The 24934-nt window shown below is 34.5% G+C and carries 28 protein-coding genes, 1 tRNA gene, 1 other RNA gene and 1 pseudogene; 17 read left to right on the top strand and 14 right to left on the bottom strand.

What is annotated here, in order from left to right; genetic code table 11:
- Window positions 1-143 precede the first annotated feature (143 nt).
- The 6 genes from AAGD51_RS04080 to AAGD51_RS04105 all read left to right on the top strand — a co-directional run bounded on the left by AAGD51_RS04080 (window position 144) and on the right by AAGD51_RS04105 (window position 4992).
- The gene (locus AAGD51_RS04080) at window positions 144-959 is read left to right on the top strand and encodes a PAS domain-containing protein (RefSeq protein WP_077188505.1); all 816 of its coding nucleotides are present in this window, start codon (window positions 144-146) and stop codon (window positions 957-959) included.
- A 62-nt stretch (window positions 960-1021) separates the two neighbouring features.
- Complete coding sequence (locus AAGD51_RS04085) at window positions 1022-2194, top strand: porin (protein WP_338482703.1); 1173 nt, start codon at window positions 1022-1024, stop codon at window positions 2192-2194.
- A 170-nt stretch (window positions 2195-2364) separates the two neighbouring features.
- Window positions 2365-2628, top strand: coding sequence for a transposase (locus tag AAGD51_RS04090; RefSeq protein WP_010082296.1), 264 nt, complete (start codon window positions 2365-2367; stop codon window positions 2626-2628).
- A 140-nt stretch (window positions 2629-2768) separates the two neighbouring features.
- Window positions 2769-3780, top strand: a protein-coding gene (locus AAGD51_RS04095) for an IS630 family transposase (protein ID WP_236514338.1) whose coding sequence is annotated in 2 segments (ribosomal slippage) — window positions 2769-3230 and window positions 3232-3780 — 1011 coding nt in all. Because the reading frame shifts where the segments join, the coding sequence is not laid out codon by codon here.
- Complete coding sequence (locus tag AAGD51_RS04100) at window positions 3777-4370, top strand: transposase (protein WP_236514497.1); 594 nt, start codon at window positions 3777-3779, stop codon at window positions 4368-4370. Before AAGD51_RS04095 ends, AAGD51_RS04100 begins: the two co-directional genes overlap by 4 nt.
- Window positions 4371-4521: 151 nt before the next feature.
- Window positions 4522-4992, top strand: a complete 471-nt coding sequence (locus tag AAGD51_RS04105) for a hypothetical protein (protein WP_077188515.1) — start codon at window positions 4522-4524, stop codon at window positions 4990-4992.
- Window positions 4993-5006: 14 nt separating this feature from the next.
- Here the strand turns inward: AAGD51_RS04105 and ispG are convergent, their stop codons facing one another.
- The 6 genes from ispG to AAGD51_RS04135 form a co-directional block, all read right to left on the bottom strand.
- The gene (gene ispG, locus AAGD51_RS04110; RefSeq protein ID WP_077188516.1) at window positions 5007-6287 is read right to left on the bottom strand and encodes a flavodoxin-dependent (E)-4-hydroxy-3-methylbut-2-enyl-diphosphate synthase; all 1281 of its coding nucleotides are present in this window, start codon (window positions 6285-6287) and stop codon (window positions 5007-5009) included.
- A gap of 16 nt (window positions 6288-6303) precedes the next feature.
- Complete coding sequence (locus AAGD51_RS04115; protein WP_065094679.1) at window positions 6304-6924, bottom strand: TRP75-related protein; 621 nt, start codon at window positions 6922-6924, stop codon at window positions 6304-6306.
- Between the two features lie 188 nt (window positions 6925-7112).
- Complete coding sequence (locus AAGD51_RS04120; protein ID WP_065094680.1) at window positions 7113-7658, bottom strand: hypothetical protein; 546 nt, start codon at window positions 7656-7658, stop codon at window positions 7113-7115.
- A gap of 154 nt (window positions 7659-7812) precedes the next feature.
- Window positions 7813-9936: an FtsK/SpoIIIE family DNA translocase gene (locus AAGD51_RS04125; protein WP_077188517.1), complete on the bottom strand. Its 2124-nt coding sequence runs from the start codon at window positions 9934-9936 to the stop codon at window positions 7813-7815.
- The gene (locus AAGD51_RS04130) at window positions 9937-10215 is read right to left on the bottom strand and encodes a YggT family protein (protein WP_006279515.1); all 279 of its coding nucleotides are present in this window, start codon (window positions 10213-10215) and stop codon (window positions 9937-9939) included.
- Window positions 10216-10386: 171 nt separating this feature from the next.
- Window positions 10387-10587, bottom strand: a complete 201-nt coding sequence (locus tag AAGD51_RS04135; protein WP_406829226.1) for a type II toxin-antitoxin system RelE family toxin — start codon at window positions 10585-10587, stop codon at window positions 10387-10389.
- A gap of 120 nt (window positions 10588-10707) precedes the next feature.
- Between AAGD51_RS04135 and AAGD51_RS04140 the strand changes: the two are divergent.
- Window positions 10708-11540, top strand: a pseudogene (locus AAGD51_RS04140) (IS5 family transposase).
- A 109-nt stretch (window positions 11541-11649) separates the two neighbouring features.
- A protein-coding gene (locus tag AAGD51_RS04145) for an IS630 family transposase (RefSeq protein WP_236514338.1) occupies window positions 11650-12661 on the top strand; the annotation gives its coding sequence in 2 pieces (ribosomal slippage) (window positions 11650-12111 and window positions 12113-12661; 1011 coding nt in all).
- A 16-nt stretch (window positions 12662-12677) separates the two neighbouring features.
- Here the strand turns inward: AAGD51_RS04145 and AAGD51_RS04150 are convergent.
- The 8 genes from AAGD51_RS04150 to AAGD51_RS04185 form a co-directional block, all read right to left on the bottom strand.
- The gene (locus AAGD51_RS04150; protein ID WP_006279415.1) at window positions 12678-12899 is read right to left on the bottom strand and encodes a hypothetical protein; all 222 of its coding nucleotides are present in this window, start codon (window positions 12897-12899) and stop codon (window positions 12678-12680) included.
- Between the two features lie 101 nt (window positions 12900-13000).
- Window positions 13001-13294, bottom strand: a complete 294-nt coding sequence (locus tag AAGD51_RS04155) for a type II toxin-antitoxin system RelE/ParE family toxin (RefSeq protein WP_341810512.1) — start codon at window positions 13292-13294, stop codon at window positions 13001-13003.
- Entirely contained in the window at window positions 13275-13493 is a 219-nt protein-coding gene (locus AAGD51_RS04160; protein WP_006279413.1) for a hypothetical protein, read from the bottom strand. The genes AAGD51_RS04155 and AAGD51_RS04160 overlap by 20 nt, the downstream gene beginning before the upstream one ends.
- Before the next feature lie 200 nt (window positions 13494-13693).
- Complete coding sequence (locus AAGD51_RS04165; protein WP_006279412.1) at window positions 13694-14131, bottom strand: ClpXP protease specificity-enhancing factor SspB; 438 nt, start codon at window positions 14129-14131, stop codon at window positions 13694-13696.
- Window positions 14132-14153: 22 nt separating this feature from the next.
- Window positions 14154-14484: a transfer-messenger RNA gene (ssrA, locus tag AAGD51_RS04170) on the bottom strand.
- A 124-nt stretch (window positions 14485-14608) separates the two neighbouring features.
- Window positions 14609-15199, bottom strand: a complete 591-nt coding sequence (locus AAGD51_RS04175; protein WP_010962383.1) for a CvpA family protein — start codon at window positions 15197-15199, stop codon at window positions 14609-14611.
- Between the two features lie 57 nt (window positions 15200-15256).
- Complete coding sequence (locus tag AAGD51_RS04180) at window positions 15257-15853, bottom strand: riboflavin synthase (RefSeq protein WP_010082169.1); 597 nt, start codon at window positions 15851-15853, stop codon at window positions 15257-15259.
- 181 nt (window positions 15854-16034) lie between these two features.
- Entirely contained in the window at window positions 16035-17750 is a 1716-nt protein-coding gene (locus AAGD51_RS04185) for a hypothetical protein (RefSeq protein ID WP_236515127.1), read from the bottom strand.
- Window positions 17751-17896: 146 nt separating this feature from the next.
- Between AAGD51_RS04185 and pheS the strand changes: the two genes are divergently transcribed.
- From pheS to AAGD51_RS04225, 9 genes are all read left to right on the top strand, one after another.
- Complete coding sequence (pheS, locus tag AAGD51_RS04190) at window positions 17897-18940, top strand: phenylalanine--tRNA ligase subunit alpha (protein WP_077188521.1); 1044 nt, start codon at window positions 17897-17899, stop codon at window positions 18938-18940.
- Window positions 18941-20233 carry a bifunctional UDP-N-acetylglucosamine diphosphorylase/glucosamine-1-phosphate N-acetyltransferase GlmU gene (gene glmU, locus AAGD51_RS04195; protein WP_077188522.1) on the top strand — a complete coding sequence of 431 codons (1293 nt, stop codon included), beginning with the start codon at window positions 18941-18943 and terminating at the stop codon, window positions 20231-20233.
- A 1055-nt stretch (window positions 20234-21288) separates the two neighbouring features.
- Window positions 21289-21591 carry a 50S ribosomal protein L21 gene (gene rplU, locus AAGD51_RS04200; protein ID WP_006279565.1) on the top strand — a complete coding sequence of 101 codons (303 nt, stop codon included), beginning with the start codon at window positions 21289-21291 and terminating at the stop codon, window positions 21589-21591.
- A 10-nt stretch (window positions 21592-21601) separates the two neighbouring features.
- Window positions 21602-21871 carry a 50S ribosomal protein L27 gene (rpmA, locus tag AAGD51_RS04205; RefSeq protein WP_006279564.1) on the top strand — a complete coding sequence of 90 codons (270 nt, stop codon included), beginning with the start codon at window positions 21602-21604 and terminating at the stop codon, window positions 21869-21871.
- Window positions 21872-21880: 9 nt separating this feature from the next.
- Window positions 21881-21957, top strand: a tRNA-Ile gene (locus AAGD51_RS04210).
- A gap of 57 nt (window positions 21958-22014) precedes the next feature.
- On the top strand, window positions 22015-23187 hold the full coding sequence (gene metK / locus AAGD51_RS04215) for a methionine adenosyltransferase (protein WP_006279561.1): 1173 nt from the start codon (window positions 22015-22017) through the stop codon (window positions 23185-23187).
- A 228-nt stretch (window positions 23188-23415) separates the two neighbouring features.
- Window positions 23416-23718 (top strand): transposase, encoded by a 303-nt coding sequence (locus AAGD51_RS07250; protein ID WP_410542053.1) that lies wholly within the window; start codon window positions 23416-23418, stop codon window positions 23716-23718.
- Window positions 23718-24239 (top strand): IS5 family transposase, encoded by a 522-nt coding sequence (locus tag AAGD51_RS07255; RefSeq protein ID WP_410542054.1) that lies wholly within the window; start codon window positions 23718-23720, stop codon window positions 24237-24239. Before AAGD51_RS07250 ends, AAGD51_RS07255 begins: the two co-directional genes overlap by 1 nt.
- A complete protein-coding gene (locus tag AAGD51_RS04225) occupies window positions 24236-24907 on the top strand; it encodes a TenA family protein (RefSeq protein ID WP_070356740.1) in 672 nt (223 codons plus the stop codon). Before AAGD51_RS07255 ends, AAGD51_RS04225 begins: the two co-directional genes overlap by 4 nt.
- Window positions 24908-24934 lie beyond the last annotated feature (27 nt).

Here is a 24934-nt window from a genome sequence, read left to right on the forward strand (position 1 = left end):
GTCTATAAACAGTAATCTTGATTCTTCTACAACAAAGCCATCCCGTATGACATTTTGTCTATACCTAATTAAGCATATCAATAAGTAAGTAAATCTTAATATAATCTTATTATACTTATAAATACGCTGTATAGAATGAAAGTATGGATGATTTCATAACTGCAAGAAGAAAAGATGATGCTGTGGTATCTGTTTGTCAGGATAATAAGAAAAAAAACGTGTTAATTTTAGGGCTCAATCAAGTTGCAAGGGATTTGTTAAAATATGAAGAGGAGAATTTGCTTAATAAGCCATTAATTAATATCTTAAGCACAAGAGCAGCTGACAACGTGAAGAATTATTTAGAGTATACCGAAAATGGGCACGATTTACTTGATATATTACCTAAAGTGATAGATTTTTCCTTAACTGATGCTAAAGGAGAAGATATCAGGACAAAAGTAAAAGTTTTCCGCACTGCACAATTTGCCAGTAATAAAATAAATTATGAGCTGTTAATACGTGATATCAGTTTGTCCCATAAATTAGGAATCTTTAGAGATGAATATCTAATGGGTAAAAAATATAAAAACCATGACTTATTCGATATACCGGGCAATGAGTCCACTATTCTAGAGTTATACGTTATATTGAATTTCGCCTTTCAACATCAAATTAATGCAGCTATAGGAATAATTGGCTTAAATAGTAGCTGTAGCGAGACAAATGATGCACTGAAAGTTGTCATAGAACATTTTTATAAAAATTGCCGTAGTGATGATTTTCTAGGGTATATTGATGAGAATAAAGTGCTTTTTGTTTTGATTAACTGCGATGTAAAAAGTACATCTAAAATAATTAATCGTATACATTCTGCCATTAATAAGCAGTTATTAATGCAAAAATTACCAAGTGTATCAATAATTTATGGGAATATAGCTCAAAAACAGGCAGCAAAATCTACCAGCGGTGCCTTCTGAAAAGTTGTTTTTTATTTATATTGAGTTTAAACTTAAATTTTTATAAAGATTTAAGTTTATTTATGAAGTTAAAGTACTACCTGGTAGCACTGCTTTCATCATTGTTTTTGCAGAATAGTGCTAGCTCTAAAACAATTTTGGATAAGGAAATATTTTATGCAGAACTAGACGGAAAAATAGATTTGAGATTCGGCTACGCCTTCAACAGAGATTCTTTAAATGCTAAGCCTAAGGATAAAACTTCAAGTTATTCATACTTGCGCTTTCTTTATTTACAGCAAGTTTATCCAAATACTCAAATGGGGGTTAATGTTAAGGCAGGGGTTTCTGGTATTGCAAACCTAAAAGCGTTAGACATAGAAAAGTTAGACATGGAGGAATGGTATTTTATCATAAAAAACCAGGAACTTGGATCAATTGAATATGGTAAAAGAAGTTTAGTTGGTCAGAGCATGTTAATTAACACTTCAAAAATTTATGCAGCTGCTGGAGGAGTAAATGGTCATTGGACAAACTATGCAAATTTGCGCGGTGATCATAAAAAAGATGGTGACCCTGGATATGATCAAGACAAGGTGTTCTGGGTCAAGCCCAATATTTATAGCGATTATAATGAACTCGAACTAGGGTTAAAACAATCATCAATTAACTACATCTCCCCTGAAATCTATAACTTTCAACTCGGATTCAGTTATGTTCCAGGAAAAAATAACTTACAGTACAGCAATTTAATTGCTGCTGGCCTTTCCTATAAAAACAGCTTGTCAGATGATATAGGTTTTACTACTGCCTTAACTGGTGAATTTGCAAGAGAAAATTTAACTGATTGCTCAGATGGGACTTCTAAAAATTATGAATGCCGCAATCAATTACTACACTGGAATTTTGGTTTGAAGCTAAAATTGTTCGATCTTGATTACATTTTTTCGTATGGTAATGGTGGTAAATCTGGTGAGAAGCGTAATCCTGAAACAAATAATACGTATTATATGAATGCAGGTATCGCTTACCGTTCTGATTCTTACAAATCGAGCTTAACATATTTTAGTAGTGGTAGGGATATTGCAGGCGAAGGTACAAACGAGTTAACATCATATGCTTTAAGTCTTGAAAATTCTCTTTTTTTAGGTACTTCATACTATTTCGATATTGTAAAGTTTAGTACAAAAGAGCCTAAAATAGAAAATAACAACTCTGGTTATGTGTTCTTGGCTGGACTGAAATTAAGTTTTTAATATTGCCTCCTTCCAACACTCTTTTCTGTCATCCAAGGTAACCGTTCACAGATTTCCACTTAATTTTTCAATCTCACTCATGGAGAGGCCAGTAAACTGACCTTACCCAGAAAAAGTGGAGAGAAAGAAAAGAGTTTTTTTGGGTAAAATAGAATTTTGGAGGATTAGAAATGGTAAGAGAATATACGGCAGAATTCAAATTGGAAGCTGTTAAGCTGGCAAATGAACAAAGAAAGGTAGGTCAACCAGTTGCAAAAGTAGCAAGAGATCTAGGAATAAGGGATAGTGTATTAGGAAAATGGATGAAGAAATATAACGAAAAAAAGTCAGCGGCAAATGCATTTCCAGGTAGAGGTAACATGGCTCCTTACGACAAAGAGAGGTTTGATTTACAAAGAGAGTTAGCAAGAGTAACAAGGGAAAGAGACATTTAAAAAAAAGCCCTGGCCAGTCAAAAAGAGTAAAATATTTTTTTATAAAAGAGCATAGTAATACCAATTCCCATTACAGGGCAAACAGATGGACAATGATGGAAGAAAAGCCATACTGAAGTAAGTAAAATAGCGAGGTTTAAATGGCATTAAGATCAAAATTATTGGATGAAAAAGTAGTAGAATCAGCAAAAGAAATGCTGAAGAAAGTAAGGAATAATGCATATGTTTCAAAAAAACTAAATGCTGTAATTGCAGCAAAAAAGTACAGTATAACGGCTGTAGCAAAAATATATTGCATTTCAAGAAGCGCACTAACTTCGTGGGTAAAACTCTTGAAAATTGGCAGAGAAGAAAAACTGTTTGCTCCTTCACAACGTCGTAGAAAAACTAAATTAAATCAGGCTCAACTACAGCAAATTGAAGAGTGGATAGAAGAAAATCCTAATATCACCATTAAAGAAATGAGAATAAGAATCCAGGAAAAGTTCGGATTAAATATCAGCAAATCTACAGTACACCGCCATATGCAAAAGATGAAATTCTCATATATTACACCAAGACCAGTTCATAATGGACAAGATAAAAGCAAACAAGAGGAATTCAAAAAAAAATCTCAATGGAGCTATTAGCAAGTATCCAGAAAAAGAGCTATTTTTCTTTGATGAATCATGGTTTGGCACACATTCAAAAGTTGGACATGGGTGGTTTAAAAAGGGGATTAGAACACAGGTTAAAACAAAATTAGGTAGGCAAAATTTCTATCTCTATAGTGCAGTTAATCCTAGAAATCGAGAGAGTTCTAGCTTATTTGCACCAAATGTCAACACTGATTGCATGAACATATTTCTTGAGCAAATTTCGCAATATCTAGAAACACGAGAGGCTTTTCTCGTTATGGACTGTGCTAGTTGGCATAGGTCAAAAAATTTAAAGGTACCTAAAAATATCGACATTATATACCTACCTCCATACTCACCTGAGCTAAATCCTGTTGAGAGGCTTTGGTTATATATAAAACAGAACATTTTGCGCAATAAAATATACGATACAATTGCTCTACTTGAGGGTGCTTTGTGCAAATTTATTACTTCTCTTGCCAGCTCCACAATTAAACAACTCTGCAATGTTTCCTATTTGACTGGACAACAATGAGAATTGGTATGAGTATATACAACAACACTCCTGGTCATAGCAAAGAAAATAGCGAAGATAGAAAGTATCGCAGCTATGAACAGACAAGAAAATTGCATGTAATGTTGAATACAAACAGCAAAAAAGCCATAGCTGTAAAATACAGTAACGGTATCTACTCTGATCACTATGGAGCTTGTGATTTGCTAAAAGAAGTCGATTTTCAGTATGTCATAAAAGTACTATATGCAGATAGGGCATATGACAGAGAAAAGCTCTATAAGCTGTGTAATCAATATGGTATAAAAACGAAAATTCCTCCGAAAAACAACGCAGCAGAGCATCCAAAGTTAGACTATATGGCTGAGAGAAATTCTGCAGTCAAGCTCATAAAGTCATATGATGAAGATGGTATAAAGAAGTGGAAAAAAGAGATGAGTTATGGAAAAAGATCTTATATAGAAGGTTTTTTCTCGCGATTAAAAAAGACATTTGGATTTAGTTTTAGGAACAAATCTGAAATGAATCGTGAGAGGGAACTGCTACTCAAATGTTATTTGCTTAACAAATTTACTGAAATAGGCATGGCTAAGTTTGAGATAGCTTCATGAATTTATTGTACGTTACCTACTATCCGAAGAGCGATGCAACAAAGCCCACTGGAATCCAGTTATTTGGATTTTGACTCTCATATAAAGACCAAGAGACTAGGCAGTATTTCTAAAGCTTATACAAAGCATAAAATGGGTTTACTGTTGCATAGTGCCTAGCAAAGACGGATTACCTTTAGGTCTATCTTCCCAACAATGTTGGGCGCGTTCTATTAGGGAAGAAGAAACGGCACAAGAAAAAGCAAACAGAAAATACCGTACCTCCATAGAAGAAAAAGAAAGTTATAAGTGGATAACAGCTCTCAAAGAAACTATAAACAACCTTCCTCCAAATGTACAACTTGTTACCCTTGGTGATAGGGAAGCAGACATCTTCAAATTTTTATGGGTGGCTGAGACGTTAGGTAGTTTTTATGTAATCCGCAATCGAGCTAATAGAAGATTTATCTGTACTGAAGTCGGAAAAACAGATTTGCAAACACGCATCACTCAACTGCCAGTAAAAAAGAAAATTTCTCTAGAAGTTACTAAAGGTGGAAACCAGAGATCAAGAAAAGCTAATATTGAAGTTAAGTATATGAAAGCCTATCAGATCTTCTTCCATTTATGGGTAAGGTCATAATTAACCGTGAAAGGTTACGTGTAATGTTTCTTCACATAATTATCAATAATTGCCTTAAATTCTTCAGAGACATTATCACCTTGTAAAGTTTTGAAATATTTGCCGTTTTTGTAGACTGCTGAAACAGGTTTTTCTCCATATCCAGGTAAGCTGATTCCCAAATTTGCGTGTTTGCTTTCTCCAGGACCATTTACTATGCATCCCATAACAGCAATGTTCATATGCTCTACACCTGGATTTTTTTTCTTCCACATCGGCATATGAGTTTTTATATAGCCATTCACTTCTTCAGTTAATATACGAAAACGATCGCTGCTCGTGCGCCCACAACCAGGACATGAATTAACCTGAGGGTTAAAGTATCGCAAGCCTATAGACTGCAATATTTCCTGACACACCACCACTTCATTAGTACGCGATTCACCAGGACGTTGAGTCAAAGAAGCCCGTATTGTATCTCCAATGCCATTTTGCAATAAATAAGTAAGCCCTGCTGCGGTATTTACCACACCTTTATTGCCCATACCAGCCTCAGTTAAACCCAAATGCAGCGCATAATTGGAAGATTTTGCAAGTGCCATATAAACTAAAATTAAATCTTGCACTTTGCTAACTTTACATGAAATGATTATTTTGTTTGAATTTAGACCAATTCCTTCAGCTTTTTTTGCACTATCAAGAGCAGACATTACAAGTGCTTTGCGCAGTATAACATCAGAAGGCCTTGAATTACTAAGCGAAGAGTTTTCATCCATCAATTTTTGCAAAAGGTATTTATCAAGACTACCCCAATTTACCCCAATTCTAACCGGAAGATCGTGCATTATTGCATACTCTATCACCCTTTCAAACTTCTCATCACGTTTGTCGCCAAAGCCTATATTGCCTGGATTGATTCTAATTTTACCCAGCATCTTGATGTTGTCTGGATAATCTTGAACTAATTTATCTAGCTCATATTGACCGCAGCCTACCAATATTTTACCGTCAAAACCTTCTTTATTTATCTCTTCTACTATATAAGGTATTGCTCTTGCTACCTCCTCTGAGTTCAAGGCAATTCGCACCAATTCTGAACCTGTACGCGCTAGTTCTGTTATCTCTTTTGCATAATGTTTTGCGCTACTTTTTATATTATCAGAATCTATATGCACACCAAGCGCCATAGATTGTACAACTACAGGATTATTTCCGCCTATCTTTACTTTTCCAACTTCTACAACATGAGTTTTGTGCCTGGAAATTGGCGATAATTCACATGCATCGTCATTCAATATCAGGTCTGTATCTAGCATATTATTAATTGTGATACTATTTTACTGTGTCAGCTACGCTGCCAAACGAACTTGAACCATTCAAACTATAAGCATCTACGTTATCCAAATTAGCAATAGAATCATGTGAGCACGTTCTTCTTGAAGGAGTTTCTTTTATAGTGATATTTATAGGAGAAACTTTCTTTTCTCGTGTTGAAGTAACTTTCTTCCCTTCTTGTTGTTCACTTTCATGCTGCTTACTTTCATACTGAGAAACTGGCTCTTGATCTATAAATACAGCACCCTTTAAACGTGCGATATTAATACCATGCTGATTTATCATAGCGCTCTCTTCATCGTCGACTATGCACGCTTCCATGTCATTTGGCTCATTATCAAGACTAGCAATTTTTTTCTCTTTTAATTTTTTTATTAGATCTTCTTTATTTATAGCTCGATCTTGTGACTTTTTTTTCTTGAGCAATTCCCTACGCTTCTCATACAGTTTATATGACTCAGCAAAATCCTCATCTGTATGAAAGTTTGCACCACCAGGGTTACCAGGAGGTATGTATCTCTTACTGAGCTTAGATTTAGCTCCAGCACTATGCACAGTAAAAAAGCTAGAAACCAAAAACATTAATATAAACAAAACTTTAGAAAAAATCCTAAGCATATGGTGCTATAGTAAATATCGTGTTTTAAAAGATAGCAATTAACAAACTTTAAGTAAACCAGAATCTTTACTAACTTTACAATACAAATATTTTTCTAAAAAGTGATATGTTTACTATCAAAAAATCTACATAGGCTAAGAGAAGAGGAAGGTGTTACAAGTTGCGTAACACCTTTTCAAGAAAAGTGTTATGCAGCTATATGTTTGTCAACTTTTAAGTCATTCCGTAGTTTTTTAGTACCATCGGTAGCATCTACATTATTAAGTTTTGCGTCTGGTGTATCTTTAGACAAGTTCTTTTCTTTCTCCCTTTCACACTTAACTCCCTGATAGATACAGAATGCAACAAAACTAGTTATCGCTATTACGGCAACAGCAGTGGCTATGGTACAAATTAGTAGTGTTTTTTCTTGATCTGCTACTGCCTCTGCAAGTGTTTCCACTTTTTCTTGCAGGCCGTTTAAGTGCTCTTGCATAGCTTGAAACTGCTCAGTACCAATCTTGTCTTCTAATGCACTAAAAACTTTTTCAAACTGCTCAGCATCTATCTTTTGAGCTTCTTGCCATTCTTTTAATGCACTAAATACCTCTTCAAACTGTTTAGCATCTATCTTTTGAGCTTCTTGCCATTCTTTTAATGCACCAAAAACTTTTTCAAACTGCTCAGCATCGATTTTTTGACTTTCTTGCAATTCTGTTACACCTAACCAATTGCACAAAATTCCTTTTACCATTTTAACCCCCTAGTTAATTAATATATTATAATTTTACATTCCCAATGTTTAAATTATTATTAAATTAACTGTCATTATGTATTGACCTTTTAATAATTTTGTTTGACTTGCTTTTTGAAAGTGCGGAAACTTAAATTAAGGTATTACAAGATTGTTATTCAACCAATATCTCTCTTTTCCCTGAGTAATTTGGAGCGCTGACAATACCTTCCTTTTCCATTCTTTCAACGATGTTTGCTGCTCTGTTATAGCCTATTCTAAGCTGCCTTTGAATGTAACTGGTTGAAACTTTTTGATCTCTTTGAATGATGGCCACTGCTTGGTTATAGAGGTCATTTTCTTCATCCTCCGTTTCATCGTGTGACTCTGTAGAAGAATTTTCATCTTCTTTAGTGATTTCCTCCATGTAGTTTGGCTCACCTTGCATTTTCAGATGATCAACTATATCTTGCACCTCATTATCACTTACAAATGGGCCGTGAACTCGAATGATCTTACCACCAGAGGCCATATAGAGCATGTCACCCATGCCGAGCAATTGTTCAGCCCCTTGTTCGCCAAGTATTGTACGGCTATCTATCTTAGAAGTAACAGCAAAACTGATTCTCGTTGGAAAGTTCGCCTTTATCACACCTGTGATCACATCCACAGATGGGCGTTGTGTTGCCATTATGATGTGTATTCCTGCAGCACGAGCCATCTGAGCTAAGCGTTGAATAGAGCACTCTATTTCTTTGCCGGCAACAAGCATCAAATCTGCCATTTCATCCACGATCACTACAATATATGGAAATGTTTCCATCTTGATTGGTATTTTTTCAAACAGAGGTTTGCCTGTTGTTGAGTTAAAGCCAATCTGCACAACGCGCTCCAATTCTATTCCACTATTCATCGCTTCTGTGATTTTTTGATTATAGTTTATAACATTGCGTACATTCAAATACGACATCATGCGATAGCGGTTTTCCATTTCTTTCACTATCCACTTAAGAGCGACTACAGCCTTTTTTGGCTCTGTTACTACTGGCGTTATTAGATGTGGTATTGCATCATATATTGAAAGCTCAAGCATTTTGGGGTCGATCATTATCATCTTGCATTCGTCAGGACTTAATCGATAAACGAGTGAAAGAATCATAGTGTTAATCGCAACTGATTTACCAGACCCTGTGGTTCCAGCAACGAGCAAGTGAGGCATTTTAGTTAGATCTGCAATAACTGGTTTTCCACTTATTTCTTTGCCAAGCGCAATTGGAAGATTTAAGTTTGCATTTTGGTATTCTGGTGATTCAAGCAAATCACGCAGCATTACAATTTCCCGTTCCTTGTTCGGCAACTCTATTCCCATAGCATTTTGCCCACGAATTATTGAAATACGTGCAGAGAGTGCACTCATCGAACGTGCAATGTCATCTGCAAGGCCAATTACTCTTGCAGATTTCGTACCAGCTTGTGGTTCAAGTTTGTATAAAGTCACAACCGGCCCATAGCATACACTGATAATTTTTCCTTGCACGCCAAAATCACTCAGGACTTGTTCCAGCAGAGATAAATTTTTATTGCTCTCCATTTCATTCAGCTGTTTTCTCTGCAAAGACTCCTCTGCTTTGGAAAGTAAATGAATGCTTGGAAATTCGAACTCACTGGAAGGTTTAAAAATTTCTTCGGTAGCTTTTTTCTGTCTTTCTTTTGGTTGTTGTTTAGTAGTGATTTTAGTTTTATGTTTTTCTTCTACTACTAATGGTGCAACTGAATATTCAGCAGTTTTATGTGATCTGAAGAATGGAACATTTACAAATAAGCAAGCTATTTTTTTACATAAGAAGAATAGAGAGTAAATTGTTCTCTTCCAACCAACAGATCCTACAAGACCTATTAATGTTACTATCACAAATACATAAAACGGGCAGTTATTAACGAGTGCATTCCCTATTATTCCACTGTGTCTGTACCTTGCTGTGATGCCTAGCGAAAGTTGTGGTAATATAGCACATACCCCTAAATTGATTAATATTAAATAGAGAATTTTCAGCAGTATTTTTGCTGGCCTGAAGATCAACAAGTAAACTATGGTTGTAGCTATTGTAACACTAGTTAATCCAAGAAATTGAACCAATATATCAGCTAAATATGAACCTACTATTCCACCTAAATTTGTCACTTCCTCATTTGTAGCCGTGTTTAAGGAAGGATCTTTATAGTTATAGCTAAAAACTGATATATATATATATATTAAAAGGGATAGATATATTGCTGATTTTAGATATTTTTTTAACATCTACCTAAAGTAGTAAGCTACTGTATATTTTACAAAGTGAATTGTTATTAGCAATATCATTATAGATAAATCTAATCCGTTGAACGGTGGTATATATCTTCTAATAATCTTTAGTGGTGGATATGTCAATTGGTTCAAGATGTGCATTATGCTACTGACAGTTTCATTATATATGTTCACCATATTAAGTTTAACCAGCCAGTTTAGGACAACCCAACATATTAGAATGAAGCTATAAAGATCAAGTAACGTATTGAGTAGATATATGATTGGATGCATACATATCTATTACACGAAAGTTATATAAAAGACAAGTATTTAGCCTTTTCAAACTCAAAATGTTGTTTTTGCTGAACCAAAAAAAACTTCATTTTTTGAGCTGGGCAAAGCCACCTAAAGTAGAGAATGGACAAGGAAGGAGGGGTGTATAATATATATTAATGTTGGTATTTATTTCTTATAAATATCATCTCTATGTCCTATCTCTGTGATAGTTACTATATGATCTAATTGATTTACTCTGTAAATTACACGATAGTCACCAACTCTTAGCCTTCTACATCCTTTTAAGTTATGATGTAGTGGTTCACCAAAATTTATTGGGTCAACTGTAAGACGTTCTTTTATAGCCTTTTGAACTCTTAGCCTTATTGTCTTTGGAAGGTTTGGTAAATCTTTTTCAACAACACTCTTTAGAGACTTAACCTTGTAAGAGGTTGTCCGGAAACAAGTAAAAGGCTATAATATCTGAAATTTTAGTACGGGGTAAAGATGAGAAAAAAGTATCCAACAGATCTAAGCGAAAGGGAATGGGCAAGAATAGAAAAACACTTCAGAGTATCATACAAGAAAGGAGGAAGGCCGCCAAAGTATAGCAAAAGAGAAATATTAGAAGCAATTTTCTATGTATTGCGTACAGGGTGTCAATGGCGGTATTTACCAAATGATTTTCCGCTATGGAAGACTGTGTATGAGCAGTTCAGGCAATGGAAGAAGCAGGGAATTTTTGAGAAAATGAATTATGAAATTACAAAATATAGTAGAAGAAAAATAGGAAGGAATGAGCAGCCGAGTGCCTGTATAGTAGATAGTCAATCTGTAAAGACTACAGAAAAGGGGGGATCAAAGGCTATGATGGAAGTAAAAAAGTAAAGGGTAGAAAAAGGCATATAATTACAGACACTCAGGGTTTTATACTAGGTTGTTACGTAGGCGCTGCTAACGAAAATGATAGAGATGGTATTAAAATAGCATTAAACAATATGAGAACAAAATATACTAAAGTTAAAAAAATGTGGGCTGACATGGGATACCAAGGAAGAAATTTAAAGAATCACATAAAGGAAGAATATGACATAGATATTGAAATTGTTACAAGGCCTCCATGTAGATTTTGGGTGCACAAAGATACGCCACCTGAGCTACTACCAACAAGAGAACAAGGGTTTAAAGTACAGCCAAGAAGATGGGTTGTAGAAAGGACTTTTGCTTGGGTTAATAGGAATAGAAGGCTATCGAAGGAGTATGATTTACTCACAACATCCACTGAGAATTTCATATACCTAGCTATGAGTAGGGTTATGTTAAAGAGGGAATATGCTTGAATTTACTAGTTTCCGGACAACCTCTGATACCAATTCCCATTACAGGGCAAACAGATGGACAATGATGGAAGAAAAGCCATACTGAAGTAAGTAAAATAGCGAGGTTTAAATGGCATTAAGATCAAAATTATTGGATGAAAAAGTAGTAGAATCAGCAAAAGAAATGCTGAAGAAAGTAAGGAATAATGCATATGTTTCAAAAAAACTAAATGCTGTAATTGCAGCAAAAAAGTACAGTATAACGGCTGTAGCAAAAATATATTGCATTTCAAGAAGCGCACTAACTTCGTGGGTAAAACTCTTGAAAATTGGCAGAGAAGAAAAACTGTTTGCTCCTTCACAACGTCGTAGAAAAACTAAATTAAATCAGGCTCAACTACAGCAAATTGAAGAGTGGATAGAAGAAAATCCTAATATCACCATTAAAGAAATGAGAATAAGAATCCAGGAAAAGTTCGGATTAAATATCAGCAAATCTACAGTACACCGCCATATGCAAAAGATGAAATTCTCATATATTACACCAAGACCAGTTCATAATGGACAAGATAAAAGCAAACAAGAGGAATTCAAAAAAAAATCTCAATGGAGCTATTAGCAAGTATCCAGAAAAAGAGCTATTTTTCTTTGATGAATCATGGTTTGGCACACATTCAAAAGTTGGACATGGGTGGTTTAAAAAGGGGATTAGAACACAGGTTAAAACAAAATTAGGTAGGCAAAATTTCTATCTCTATAGTGCAGTTAATCCTAGAAATCGAGAGAGTTCTAGCTTATTTGCACCAAATGTCAACACTGATTGCATGAACATATTTCTTGAGCAAATTTCGCAATATCTAGAAACACGAGAGGCTTTTCTCGTTATGGACTGTGCTAGTTGGCATAGGTCAAAAAATTTAAAGGTACCTAAAAATATCGACATTATATACCTACCTCCATACTCACCTGAGCTAAATCCTGTTGAGAGGCTTTGGTTATATATAAAACAGAACATTTTGCGCAATAAAATATACGATACAATTGCTCTACTTGAGGGTGCTTTGTGCAAATTTATTACTTCTCTTGCCAGCTCCACAATTAAACAACTCTGCAATGTTTCCTATTTGACTGGACAACAATGAGAATTGGTATAACGCTCTAATCCCACTTAATATCTTCAAAATCAACTGTTTCTGCACCTTCAACATCACGCTCATCAGAAATTTTAGATACTAAAAAATCCTCCATTTCAAGCTCAACTGCTTCTCTAAATAGTTTTCCTGCTAATTCTTGAACGGGCTGTTTAGTAAATTCAGATAATTCAGCAAGATGCTTTAAAGTTTCTTCGCTAAGAGCTATGTTAATGCCTGAATTTGCCATATGTTTTACCAAAGTCCACTAATAATTATACAACATTTTTTTTAATTTTTCAATAAAGAAAGGAAGGAAGGAAGGCTGTATAAAAATATATTTAATGTTTATCAAGTAGCCTTCTCATAAATGGTGTCTCTATGTCCTGCTGTAGCAACAAATACCTTATGTTTTGCAATATTTACAGTATAAATAATTCGATAATCACTAACCCTTATTCTTCTACACCCTTTTAGCCTGCCACGTAATGGTTTACCAAATTTAATTGGATCAGTTGTAAGCCGCTCGTTTATCGCTTTTGTAATCCTTGATCTTATTGTTTTTGGAAGATTTAGAAAATCTCTTTCAGTAAAGTTTTTTGAGTAGACAATATCGTATTTCAGTTTATGTCCTCTCCCTTTCAGATAGTACTGTGTTCCAGTCTACATCCTCACATTCCTTAATAGTTTTATATAACGCAATATCTTCTACTTCGCACTCGATTCCTTCGATGACTAACCTTTTTGCTAGTTCTTGAACGGATTCCTTGGTGATTTCAGCTAACTTAGTAAGGTTATGTGAAGTTTTTGGGTCAAAAGTTATACTAATTCCTGAATCTGTCATATGTTTTACCAAAGTCTACTAATAATTATACAACATTTTTCTGAATTTTTCAATAAAGGAAGTTGATGATATGTAAGAAAAATTTTGCCACCTGCGTTAATAAATAATTAAAGATTTAGCATATTTATCTACCCTCTATTCTATTACTGAAGTTAGACCACTTTTTTCTATTAATATTTTTTGTTTATAAAGATGAGCAGTTACTCATCACGCAGTTGATCTATGGATATAATACTACCGTTTGATAGTTTTTCAGTACATTTTTCACTTTTGTATTCTTTATCAGAGTCGATACTGATTTTGTCAAATATTAAAACATCTCCTGAAATTTTATCACGAAACTCACTAATAGCAAAAAACGGTATAGTAATTCGCTCTTGTTTTCCTTGAAAACTCAAACTGACGCTAAATTTATCCTCAGAAACTTTTAAATCATAGAATTGATGCTGTAATATAATAAGCATTTGAGTAGGGTATGACTTTTTCAAACGATCTGGCATGGTCACACCATTAAAATATGTGAAAAATAATATTTCTAAGTGAGGGATAAAACCATTACCTGATATAACATCTAAAGTCTTTTTGATAACTTGAAACTTAGCAGAATTAAGCAGTTTTTTGTAATCTGTTTGCTCCATATAACTTTCACATACGTAAATTTTGGGGGAACTTCTGTTACCCGGCGTTCCCTGAACCGTGCTTTAGTAATAAATTGGTTGTGCTAAATTAAGCAACAACACGATATTCTTCAGCAGCAAAATTATCGTTTGCATTTAAATTATGAACTCTTAGCGGTGGTGTCTAACCGAGCAAAGCTACCATCTTTACTATGCATGTCGATCCTTAATCGCCCCCGTATAATTAAAAAACATGGTGGAGGCGCCGAGTACTGCCCTCGGGTCCAATACACCTATTACAAGGTAATTTTATTGCTATAGTACACAAAATGTACATAGCTATTATATAGCAACATTAAATAAATGTCAAGATATTATGACCTTAAGTTGATTTATTGCTAAAACAAAATTAATATTTCCAGTAAAAAATTCTGTGCTCTTAACCTGGCACATATGGCTTTTTGAATACTCCCAATGAAAATATTTATAAATAAATATTTACTCTTCTTTTTTATTGTTTTTAGGTTTTTCTTGATCAACCATTTCTCCACCGATCTCTTTTATTTTTAGTATCAACGACTCTGGTACATACATGTCAATTACTTCTTCTGCTGTCACAAATAAAGCCTGATAAGAGTGTGAATTTATTATCCAATTAGGCAATATGTCTTCTGCTTCTATTTTATACTCTCCCTCTTTTTTGTCATATACTGTGTAGCAATATAAGTGCACAGCAAAAAATAATACATAAGAGAGCAATATTCCTTTAAGCACTCCGAGAAAGATTCCAGTAACTCTATCGATAAACCCCAACCTTATGGGTGATAATATGTACATTAGCCAGTTATTTATTATCATGAATATAAGATTAAGTATAATAAATACAGAGATTGTAGAAAGTATGTTTAGTGTAACTTTAGAATCAAAATATTTACTATAATTTGGAGCGAAAAAATCATAGTGATTAGCTGTCAGAAAGACCGATAAAAATAGAAACATTAGTGCGCATAGCTCTTTTATAAAGCCTCTAGTTACCGAGATTATTACGCATAGAACAACAATGAAGATAATTAGGCTATCGAAAAGCATGTTTTATATCTATATGGTTTTCAAGATATAATAGTTGTAAATAACAAGGTTGTAAAATTAATTGTATTTATGCTGCATCAATTGATCTAAATACCTAGCGATCATGTCAATTTCTAAATTCAAATAATCATTTACTTTGTTGTACTGAAAAGTTGTATTTTCCCATGTATAGGGAGTGATATTTACTGTAAATTCCTGATTAATAACTGAATTCACTGTGAGGGAAACCCCATCTAGTGTAACGGAGCTTTTTTTTGCAACAAATTTAATTAATTCTTGTGGGCACGATAGTTTGATTTCATGAGAATCTAAATTTTGATTAATTGTTAAAAATTTTACTATCCCGTCAACATGACCCTGAACTAGGTGGCCATCGATCTTATCACTTAATCTCATTGCTTGTTCGAGATTTATTTTTTTTCCTATTCTCCACGTATTTAAGTTAGCAACCTTCATAGTTTCTTGAGATGCTTGGACTGTAAATGTATCGCTCATTATATCAACAACAGTTAAACACACACCAGAGCAAGCTATTGAATCTCCTTTATTTATAGAGGATAAATTTTGTGTCTTGATATGGAAAATTTGATCAGAGTTGGAGTGAGTGGTAGTATCAGTTATAGTCCCGATATCCGTGATAATTCCTTTAAACATATGGTGAAAATAAATAATTTTACCATGAAAAATTTTTTACAACAACTTATTTCTATTTTGTTATAGTTAAAGTAATTCTGGTTTACCGACAATTTAAAAAACGACAAATTCGTCATCCCGCTACGTGTTAGCGGGATCTAGAGATACCGTGACGGTATGACGTAGGAAAACTGAGCCTGCACTAGCTATAGGCGCGAGAAAGGGGATCGTTTTCACTTACTTGTTCAATAGATTCTATAGAATATTCAGAATATATGAAATAAGCCAAACTCAGAACACATAATGCAGTTAATATTGGTAACCCTATGTTCAATGCTAGCCCAATACTTTCTCTTTTTTCTGGTGGCACTAATCCTTTTAACATTGACACTTTTCCTAACGGAAAATGCCATAAGCAAAGTGTTGATGCAGATGCTACTATTATAAATAGACAAAAATAAGCCTTTTTTGAGGAAAATACAGTTTTTAATGATGATTTGAGTGTAATGTTAGTAGGTGGTAGAGTTTTAGCTTCATTTGTTGCTGGTGAAAGATCTTTAATTGGTAAAGGGTTTGTAGATTTATGAGGAGTATTTTCATGTTGTGGAGAAGGTTGTTGTATATAAACACCTGAAACTAATTTAAGCAATTGCTCTTTTTTTCTATATACTTGTTTTTGTAAATATTCTTTACCTAAAAGTGAGTTACTAAGAGGTTGTGGCCTTTCGAGTATCTGTAATACTTCTGATATTTCGCCTGGCTCTAATATTGCATGTAATTGTTTATCTTGAAAGTAAACAATATTGAATACTGAGCTGAAAATATTGCAAAATGTTTCTGGATCTTGATTTTTGTATCCACTCATCACTTCAATAAATATTTTATCGAGTTTTTTCCCCCTGTGCTCAATTTGGTTATCTATCATAGCTACTCTAGCATCATTTTGTGCTTGTTTTATGGCTAATGGTTTTTCTTTCTCTGATAGTTCTTTGGTCTGCTTTTTTGACTTCTTTTTTCTGTTAGCCTTAAAATACTCTGTGTGCGAAGTAGTTTGACCGAAATCAGAAATAAGCATTGTGACGTCTTCTATTCTTCTTTCGTCGATTCCATCTTTTTGTGTTACCTTGTCCTGTTTTGTCTCTTGAAGTGTTGGATGGTAAGTCAAAGCCCTCTGGTTTCGTATGGACAGTTTTGGTGGCTGTTGAAAGAAGAATTGTATTGTATTAAAAAAATTGGATAGCCGAAAAGAAGATCCAAACCAAAAAAAATTGTCACGCATTGCAGCAACAACTATTGGAACCCGCATCACTTGCTTTTTACTACTTGTTAAATTATAGCCAAACAGGCCTGTAACTGGTACGATTTGTTTATTTTGTGCATTTTTTTGGTTAGTTTCACTCTGTTCTTTTTTGTCTTCATTTTCAGTTTTTTCTGCATGTTGTAGCTTTTCATTTAGAAATAACTCGATTTGGTACAAGTTGTCCAGGTTAATGTTTTCAACGTCTGTTTGTAGTGTTATCGTTGTGCCCTGCAGAAGGATTTGAGGCGGAGCACTATTTACGAATTCTTCTACAGTTTTATAACTGTTAGTTTTACAGTAGTTATTATATAGTTCACTGCTTTCTTTGGGCACTTTTATGTTGGCTGTAAATTTTTTTTCCCGGGAAAGGCAGATTTTGAAAAAATCAATTAAAGGGTTTATTCGAAATAATCCTATATTAAAGGTGTCTTTATCTGTTGCTGTTAGCTCAAATGAAAATTCTTGTATATTACTTTCAATACTTCTCGAGCGAATAGTACTGATCTTAATTGTTTCGCTAGAAAATGCTTTACTTATGTTTCTGGATTTTTCCTTAAAGAGCTTAGGTAAATCCTCTATTTTATACTTATTCTTAGTTTCAGTATTACTGTTGTGCATAGTTGATACAGCAAATTCATCAACGCAAAGGTAAATAAAAAAGATTAATCAGTCAATAAATTAATAATCAGAATAGGGCAATTTTTCGGATTGTTGATGATATTTAAAATTTCACTATAATGAAAGTTTAAGCCAGCGTTTTTAAGATGAATAAAGAGTTATTAGATGACATACTTTCACTTGAAGATAAAGCAGTTTCCGAAATTGAGAATGCTTCTTCTTTGCAAGATTTAGAAAAAGTTAGGCTATTATATTTGGGAAAAAAGGGTGTAGTTAGAGCGTATTTTGATAACTTAAAAAAGATAGAAAATGCAGAGAAAAAGCGTGATTTAGGTGCAGTGATTAACGCTTTACGTGATAAGATAGATCATCTTATCATGAATAGGGAAAATGTGCTAAAAACAGAAGAAGTTAACTTTAAATTGCAGAACGAGGCGGTTGATATCACGTTGCCCGTTAGACCAGAAAAAATGGGCAAGGTCCATCCACTCAGTAAGGTTATAAATGAAGTAAAGCTTATTTTTGCACATATGGGTTTTAAAGCAGTTGATGGCCCTGATATTGAAGATGAATTTCATGTATTTGATGCACTGAATACTCCAAGTCATCATCCTGCGCGAGAGGAGCAAGATACCTTCTACTTAAAGAATAAAATAAACGATAAAAGAATGGTACTGCGCACTCACACTTCATCTGTACAGATTAGAACCATGGAAAAAACAAAAAAATTCCCAATTAAAATAGTAGCCCCTGGTAGGGTATACAGAAATGACTTTGATGCAACTCATACTCCTATGTTTCACCAGATAGAAGGGTTATATGTCGATGAAAACGTCAATATGGGCCAGTTAAAATTTACTATTCATCACTTCCTTAATAAGTTTTTTGGAGATAAAGGGCTGAAGATACGTTTTCGTAATAGTTTTTTTCCTTTTACTGAACCCTCTGCGGAAGTGGACATAAGTTATAAAGGTAGTAAATGGATAGAAGTGCTTGGATGTGGTATGGTGCATCCAAATGTCTTTCAAAATGTTGGAATAGACCATACTAAATACAACGGTTTTGCGTTTGGCATTGGTATAGAAAGGCTTGCGATGCTAAAATATCAAATCAGCGACCTAAGAAGCTTTTACGATAACAAAATCAGTTGGCTTGATCATTATGGTTTTCATTTTTCATCTTTAAGATAAGTGATAAATAAAGCTCATACTTTTATCATACTTGCTGCCGGGCATGGCAGGCGGATGAATTCAGATTTGCCTAAGGTTCTGCACGAAATAGGCAATTTTTCCATGCTTCAGCATGTCATTTACAATGCAAAACAGTTAAATCCTGAAAATATTGCTGTTGTAGTTGATCTGCCTTTAATTGAAAGACTAAAGTGCTTTAAGGATATACAGTTAATTACACAAGAATTAACACTTGGCACGGGAGATGCGGTCAAAACTGCGATGAGAAACCTAAGAGAATTGCCAGATTCAAGCATAGTTGTTGTGCAGTATGGGGATACTCCGCTCATAAAAAGCAGCACAATAACTAAAATGATTAGTTATTTAGAAGGCAAGGCTCTAGTTTGCCTAGGTTTTAGGACAAGCAATAAAGAATACGGTAGGTTAATTATTGAGAATGGTTCCTTAAGAGAAATCGTAGAAGCAAAGAGTGATAAAAATAATCATGAAGAATTTCTTGCAAATGCTGGAATAATGGTTGCATGTGCAAAGAATTTACGTGAATTGGTGGAGAAAATAGAGTGCAATAGCTCAACTCATGAATATTACTTGACCGATATAGTTTCCATTGCAGTGAAGAGTAATTTAAATGTCGGTTACGTTATTACCGGTGGAGAAGAAGCAACGGGAATAAATAACAGAAATGACCTTATAAAAGCTGAATTTTACTTTCAAGAAAATAAAAGAAAAGTTTTTACCGACTCCGGAGTAACGCTTGTTGCACCAGAGACTGTTTTCTTTTCTCTTGATACGCAAATTGCCAGAGATTCAGTTATTTACCCATATGTTTTTTTCGGTACTGGAGTGAAAATAGAGTCTGGTGCGAAAATACTGCCATTTTCGCATTTAGAAAACTGCTTAATTAAAAGTAATGCTGAGGTCGGTCCATTTACCAGAATACGCGGAAACACAACAATTGGTAATAAGGCAAAAATAGGAAATTTTGTGGAAGTGAAAACAAGTGAAGTTGGTCAAAACACTAGAATAAAACACTTAAGTTATATAGGAAATGCTAAAGTAGGGCAGGAGAGTAATATAGGAGCAGGCACTATTGTTTGTAATTATGATGGGAAAAATAAACATGAAACGAATATAGGGAGCAATTGCTTTGTTGGCGCCAATAGCTCACTAATTGCGCCGCTTAATATTCATGATGAATCTGTAATTGCAGCAGGTAGTGTTATAGTTGAGGATGTACCAGAAAAAAGCCTTGCAATAGCAAGAGAAAAGCAAGTAACTAAGAGAATAAAGTAGTCTAATTTAATTATGTTGTTGTGTCATTTTTAATATTAGACTTCTTGCATAACCATATAACAAACTTTTATTGGGAATAGAAACAAAAAAACTTCCTTGACAAACTCCGCCAGCCCCCTTATCATGATAGTGAAGCTATTGTATTTGCTTTCGCCAATCTGCAGATTAAAAGGTAAGGATTACTTAATGTATCGGCGTCTTATGTTCAATTTTTTGCAGTATATAGATACTGTATGTCTTTACAAAACTTCATCTACATCTAGATTTTTATCTAAATAAGCTGAACGCGCTTATAAAGCGTTACAAGACATCAAAAAATGCCAATACTCGACAGAGATAGTAAAAGACTAGCTAACTCGGGGGTCCTTTGTCTTTTTTTCTGCTTAGTAAATTTCTTAAACACTTGCAGCGTAGGTTAGTTGCAATTAAAAGCAGCTGAATTTCGCTTGTCAAGCGTTTAAAACATAAAAAACGCCAATATTTTAAAGCGGATAATAACCCCAGGGTTTCTTTTGCCTTTTTTTTTATTTGGTAAATTCCTTAATATTTATGGCTAAACGACAATCGTCATCCCAGCGGGATCTAGAGATACCGCGGCGGTATGACGGTGTAGATAGTATCCCGCTACGTGTTAGCGGGATCTATGTTAAGGTATGACGGTTAAGTAAGGGATCTATGTTAAGAGATACCGCGAATGAATCGCGGTATGACGGTTAAGTAGGGTGTCATCCTAGTGCTCCTTTTTTTGTCATCCGAGTAGCTGACACTTGGATGACATCGTCATAAAGGAACCAGTGTCAAGCTACTCGGATGACAGGAGAAGGGGCTACTTGCATGACGGTGTCGGTAAACTTAGAGCTATAATAACTATTTGCCTTTTTTCTGCTTAGGTTATGCAAGAAGTCTACTGTCTGAGAAAAGGTAGATAAAAGATGAAAACAGATAGAAGTATTTTAGTAGCTCAAAAAGAACGTTAAGTCATGCTTTTTATTTATATTGACAGCGTATATGACATCGTTTACGATTAAAGTTAATAACAATAATTTATATTTATCATGTTTGCAGTAATTGAGACTGGTGGAAAGCAATATTTAGTAAAAGAAGGTAGTATAATAAAGGTAGAGAAGTTAGAAGCTGAAGAAAAAAAAGAGGTGGAAATCAATAAGGTGATTTGTATTTCAAATAATGGCTTATCTTATTCATCTAATGCTACTGTTAAAGCTGAAGTGTTGGAGCAGTGCAGGGGGGAAAAAATTATAATCTTTAAGAAGAAAAGAAGAAAAAATTACCGTAGGAAAACTGGTCATAGGCAGTATATAACTGTTCTTCGTATAAATGAAATTAGTCTTCAAAAGTAAGAGGTAAGATATGGCAACTAAAAAATCAGGTGGTAGTTCCTGTAATGGTAGAGATTCAGCGGGTCGTAGGTTAGGAATAAAGAAGAATGGGAAGGTTATTCCTGGTAACATAATTGTGCGCCAAAGAGGCACAAAATTCCATCCTGGGAAGAATGTTGGTATAGGTAAAGATCATACGATTTTTGCTAAAATAGAAGGCTGGGTCAGCTTTAGAAGATCAGCAAATAAAAAGACTTTTATTGATATCGTGCCTACAGATAATATGAAAGCTTCAGCTTGAATAAATCATGGGTCTGTAGCTCAGGTGGTTAGAGCGCACGCCTGATAAGCGTGAGGTCGGAGGTTCAACTCTTCCCAGACCCACCATTTAGTAGTTACTAACTGTGTTTTCTATAGCGGTTTTGATATTGTATAAGCAAAAACATGAGTTTATATAAAAATTTAGTAACCAGTGAATCAGTGGCGGCTGGTCATCCAGATAAAGTAGCAGATCAAATTTCAGATGCAATACTTGATGAGTACCTTTTTACTGATCCTTTTGCGCGAGCTGCAATAGAGACTTTAGTCACCAAAGATAACGTTATTATAGCTGGGGAAGTGTTTGGGCCTAACATAAAAAATAGCAGGATTGAAAGTATTGTACGGAATACAATAAAAGATATTGGTTACAAGCACGATGGGTTCCACTGGAGAAAAGTGAAAGTAAATATATTGCTGCATGAGCAATCAAATGACATTGCAATAGGGTTGGATCAAGGTGCTGGAGATCAGGGCATAATGTATGGCTATGCAACAACAGAGACAGAAAACCTTATGCCGGCACCCATTTTTTATGCACACTCGATTCTGAAAAATATCATGAGCGCAGTTAAAGAAGCAAAACTTGGTCCAGATGCAAAGTCACAAATCACTTTGGCATATGAGAATAACCTCCCGGTACGTGCTGAAAGTATTATTGTCTCAATACAGCACCCTGAGGATTTGGATCAATCAAAAGTAAAAGAAATAATTTACCCTTACATAGTTTCATCTTTACCTGAAGGATGGATGTGTTCTGAGGAAAATCTCTTAGTCAATCCAACTGGTAGATTTGTTATTGGTGGACCGGTTAGTGATTGTGGATTAACCGGACGAAAAATTATGGTTGATACTTATGGAGGTTATATTCCACACGGTGGAGGAGCGTTTTCCGGAAAAGATGCAACCAAAGTTGATAGATCTGCGGCTTATATGGCAAGATATCTTGCTAAAAATATTGTCTTTGCAGGTTTGGCTGAACGTTGTCTTGTGCAACTTTCTTATGCAATTGGTGTATCAAAACCTACTTCATTCTATATTGATACATTTGGTGCGAATAAGGTAGAGGAAAGAGTAATTAAAAAGTTTATCGAGAATAATATAGATTTATCAACAAAAGGCATAATCAAGCATTTATCGCTTAATTGCCCTATATATAAACGTACAGCCTGTTATGGACATTTTGGTAAAGAGTCAGAAAGTGACGGTGGATTTTCTTGGGAAAGCATAAACTTGTCTGCTGATCTTCGTAGAGAATTCAATATAGAAGGTAATAGTAAAATTTCTTTAGATTGCTAAAATTTTTGATTTACAGCCCCATATTTATATACTAGCTTATTGTTAAAGCATAGCACGCTTTTTCATAATAATTATACCGCATTAGTAATAATTTTTATATTCAATTTTTATTGTGAGGCTTATAAAGTGTATAACGAAATAGAAGGAGAACTGTACAACGTAATTGTAAGAGGTTGTCCGGAAACAAGTAAAAGGCTATAATATCTGAAATTTTAGTACGGGGTAAAGATGAGAAAAAAGTATCCAACAGATCTAAGCGAAAGGGAATGGGCAAGAATAGAAAAACACTTCAGAGTATCATACAAGAAAGGAGGAAGGCCGCCAAAGTATAGCAAAAGAGAAATATTAGAAGCAATTTTCTATGTATTGCGTACAGGGTGTCAATGGCGGTATTTACCAAATGATTTTCCGCTATGGAAGACTGTGTATGAGCAGTTCAGGCAATGGAAGAAGCAGGGAATTTTTGAGAAAATGAATTATGATATCACTAAATATAGTAGGTCAAAAATGGGAAGCCGAGCGCATGCATAGTGGACAGTCAATCGGTAAAAACCACGGAAAAAGGGGGGATCAAAGGCTATGATGGAAGTAAAAAAGTAAAGGGTAGAAAAAGGCATATAATTACAGACACTCAGGGTTTTATACTAGGTTGTTACGTAGGCGCTGCTAACGAAAATGATAGAGATGGTATTAAAATAGCATTAAACAATATGAGAACAAAATATACTAAAGTTAAAAAAATGTGGGCTGACATGGGATACCAAGGAAGAAATTTAAAGAATCACATAAAGGAAGAATATGACATAGATATTGAAATTGTTACAAGGCCTCCATGTAGATTTTGGGTGCACAAAGATACGCCACCTGAGCTACTACCAACAAGAGAACAAGGGTTTAAAGTACAGCCAAGAAGATGGGTTGTAGAAAGGACTTTTGCTTGGGTTAATAGGAATAGAAGGCTATCGAAGGAGTATGATTTACTCACAACATCCACTGAGAATTTCATATACCTAGCTATGAGTAGGGTTATGTTAAAGAGGGAATATGCTTGAATTTACTAGTTTCCGGACAACCTCTAAAAGAGTTTTCTGATCTTATTGATAAAATAAAAGAACACCCTTTTAATGTTGAATTGATAAATAATACATTAGATTATGAAAAATTCAAATTCTACCTTCAGCAGGATTTTCTGTATTGTATAGATTGCGCTCGTGCTTTTTTAATTGTTGCAGCTAGAGTTGATGATATTGAAATGATGAGTAGTTTAATCAATTTGGCACAAGGAGCATTTTATGTTCGAGAACAGTATAAAAAATATTTTGAAGATTGTGATCTATCTGATGATCACAAAAAGTCAAGAGCTTGTTCTGCCTTTACTGACTTTTTCATGAGTGCCGCATATCACAATTCTGTTAATGAAGCTTTAGTAGCATCTTATTCTTGCTTTAACATATACCAAATCGTTATACGCCATATGGTAAATGAGATAACAACTAAAGGGGTTAAAAATAACAAATACAAAGAGTGGATCAACATTTATAGTAGCGAAACAGTAAATGCTGTAATTGATGAGGTTACTGATATTACAAATAAGCTATATAAAAAAGCTAGTGACTGTGAAAAAAAGAGGATGTATGAGTTTTTTAAGAAAGGGCTGGAATTAGAAATAATGTTTTGGGATGAGGCATATTACTCTAATATATCTAGCAAAGAATATTAGCAGCGGATTATTTACGTTAACTTGATC

The sequence above is a fragment of the Wolbachia endosymbiont (group A) of Volucella bombylans genome, assembly GCF_964026965.1.
In the GTDB taxonomy this organism is placed as follows: Bacteria; Pseudomonadota; Alphaproteobacteria; order Rickettsiales; family Anaplasmataceae; genus Wolbachia; species Wolbachia pipientis.

Bases quoted from the DNA above. Each gene is read 5' to 3' on its own strand.
- AAGD51_RS04115 (WP_065094679.1), bottom strand. From the start codon at position 6,924: ATGCTTAGGATTTTTTCTAAAGTTTTGTTTATATTAATGTTTTTGGTT.
- AAGD51_RS04090 (WP_010082296.1), top strand. From the start codon at position 2,365: ATGGTAAGAGAATATACGGCAGAATTCAAATTGGAAGCTGTTAAGCTG.
- rplU (WP_006279565.1), top strand. From the start codon at position 21,289: ATGTTTGCAGTAATTGAGACTGGTGGAAAGCAATATTTAGTAAAAGAA.
- AAGD51_RS04085 (WP_338482703.1), top strand. From the start codon at position 1,022: ATGAAGTTAAAGTACTACCTGGTAGCACTGCTTTCATCATTGTTTTTG.
- AAGD51_RS04180 (WP_010082169.1), bottom strand. From the start codon at position 15,853: ATGTTTAAAGGAATTATCACGGATATCGGGACTATAACTGATACTACC.
- AAGD51_RS04125 (WP_077188517.1), bottom strand. From the start codon at position 9,936: ATGTTAAAAAAATATCTAAAATCAGCAATATATCTATCCCTTTTAATA.
- AAGD51_RS04100 (WP_236514497.1), top strand. From the start codon at position 3,777: ATGAGAATTGGTATGAGTATATACAACAACACTCCTGGTCATAGCAAA.
- AAGD51_RS04150 (WP_006279415.1), bottom strand. From the start codon at position 12,899: ATGGCAAATTCAGGCATTAACATAGCTCTTAGCGAAGAAACTTTAAAG.
- AAGD51_RS04175 (WP_010962383.1), bottom strand. From the start codon at position 15,199: ATGCTTTTCGATAGCCTAATTATCTTCATTGTTGTTCTATGCGTAATA.
- AAGD51_RS04165 (WP_006279412.1), bottom strand. From the start codon at position 14,131: ATGGAGCAAACAGATTACAAAAAACTGCTTAATTCTGCTAAGTTTCAA.
- AAGD51_RS04160 (WP_006279413.1), bottom strand. From the start codon at position 13,493: ATGACAGATTCAGGAATTAGTATAACTTTTGACCCAAAAACTTCACAT.
- AAGD51_RS07250 (WP_410542053.1), top strand. From the start codon at position 23,416: ATGAGAAAAAAGTATCCAACAGATCTAAGCGAAAGGGAATGGGCAAGA.
- pheS (WP_077188521.1), top strand. From the start codon at position 17,897: ATGAATAAAGAGTTATTAGATGACATACTTTCACTTGAAGATAAAGCA.
- metK (WP_006279561.1), top strand. From the start codon at position 22,015: ATGAGTTTATATAAAAATTTAGTAACCAGTGAATCAGTGGCGGCTGGT.
- ispG (WP_077188516.1), bottom strand. From the start codon at position 6,287: ATGCTAGATACAGACCTGATATTGAATGACGATGCATGTGAATTATCG.
- AAGD51_RS04130 (WP_006279515.1), bottom strand. From the start codon at position 10,215: ATGCATCCAATCATATATCTACTCAATACGTTACTTGATCTTTATAGC.
- AAGD51_RS04185 (WP_236515127.1), bottom strand. From the start codon at position 17,750: ATGCACAACAGTAATACTGAAACTAAGAATAAGTATAAAATAGAGGAT.
- rpmA (WP_006279564.1), top strand. From the start codon at position 21,602: ATGGCAACTAAAAAATCAGGTGGTAGTTCCTGTAATGGTAGAGATTCA.
- AAGD51_RS04080 (WP_077188505.1), top strand. From the start codon at position 144: ATGGATGATTTCATAACTGCAAGAAGAAAAGATGATGCTGTGGTATCT.
- AAGD51_RS04120 (WP_065094680.1), bottom strand. From the start codon at position 7,658: ATGGTAAAAGGAATTTTGTGCAATTGGTTAGGTGTAACAGAATTGCAA.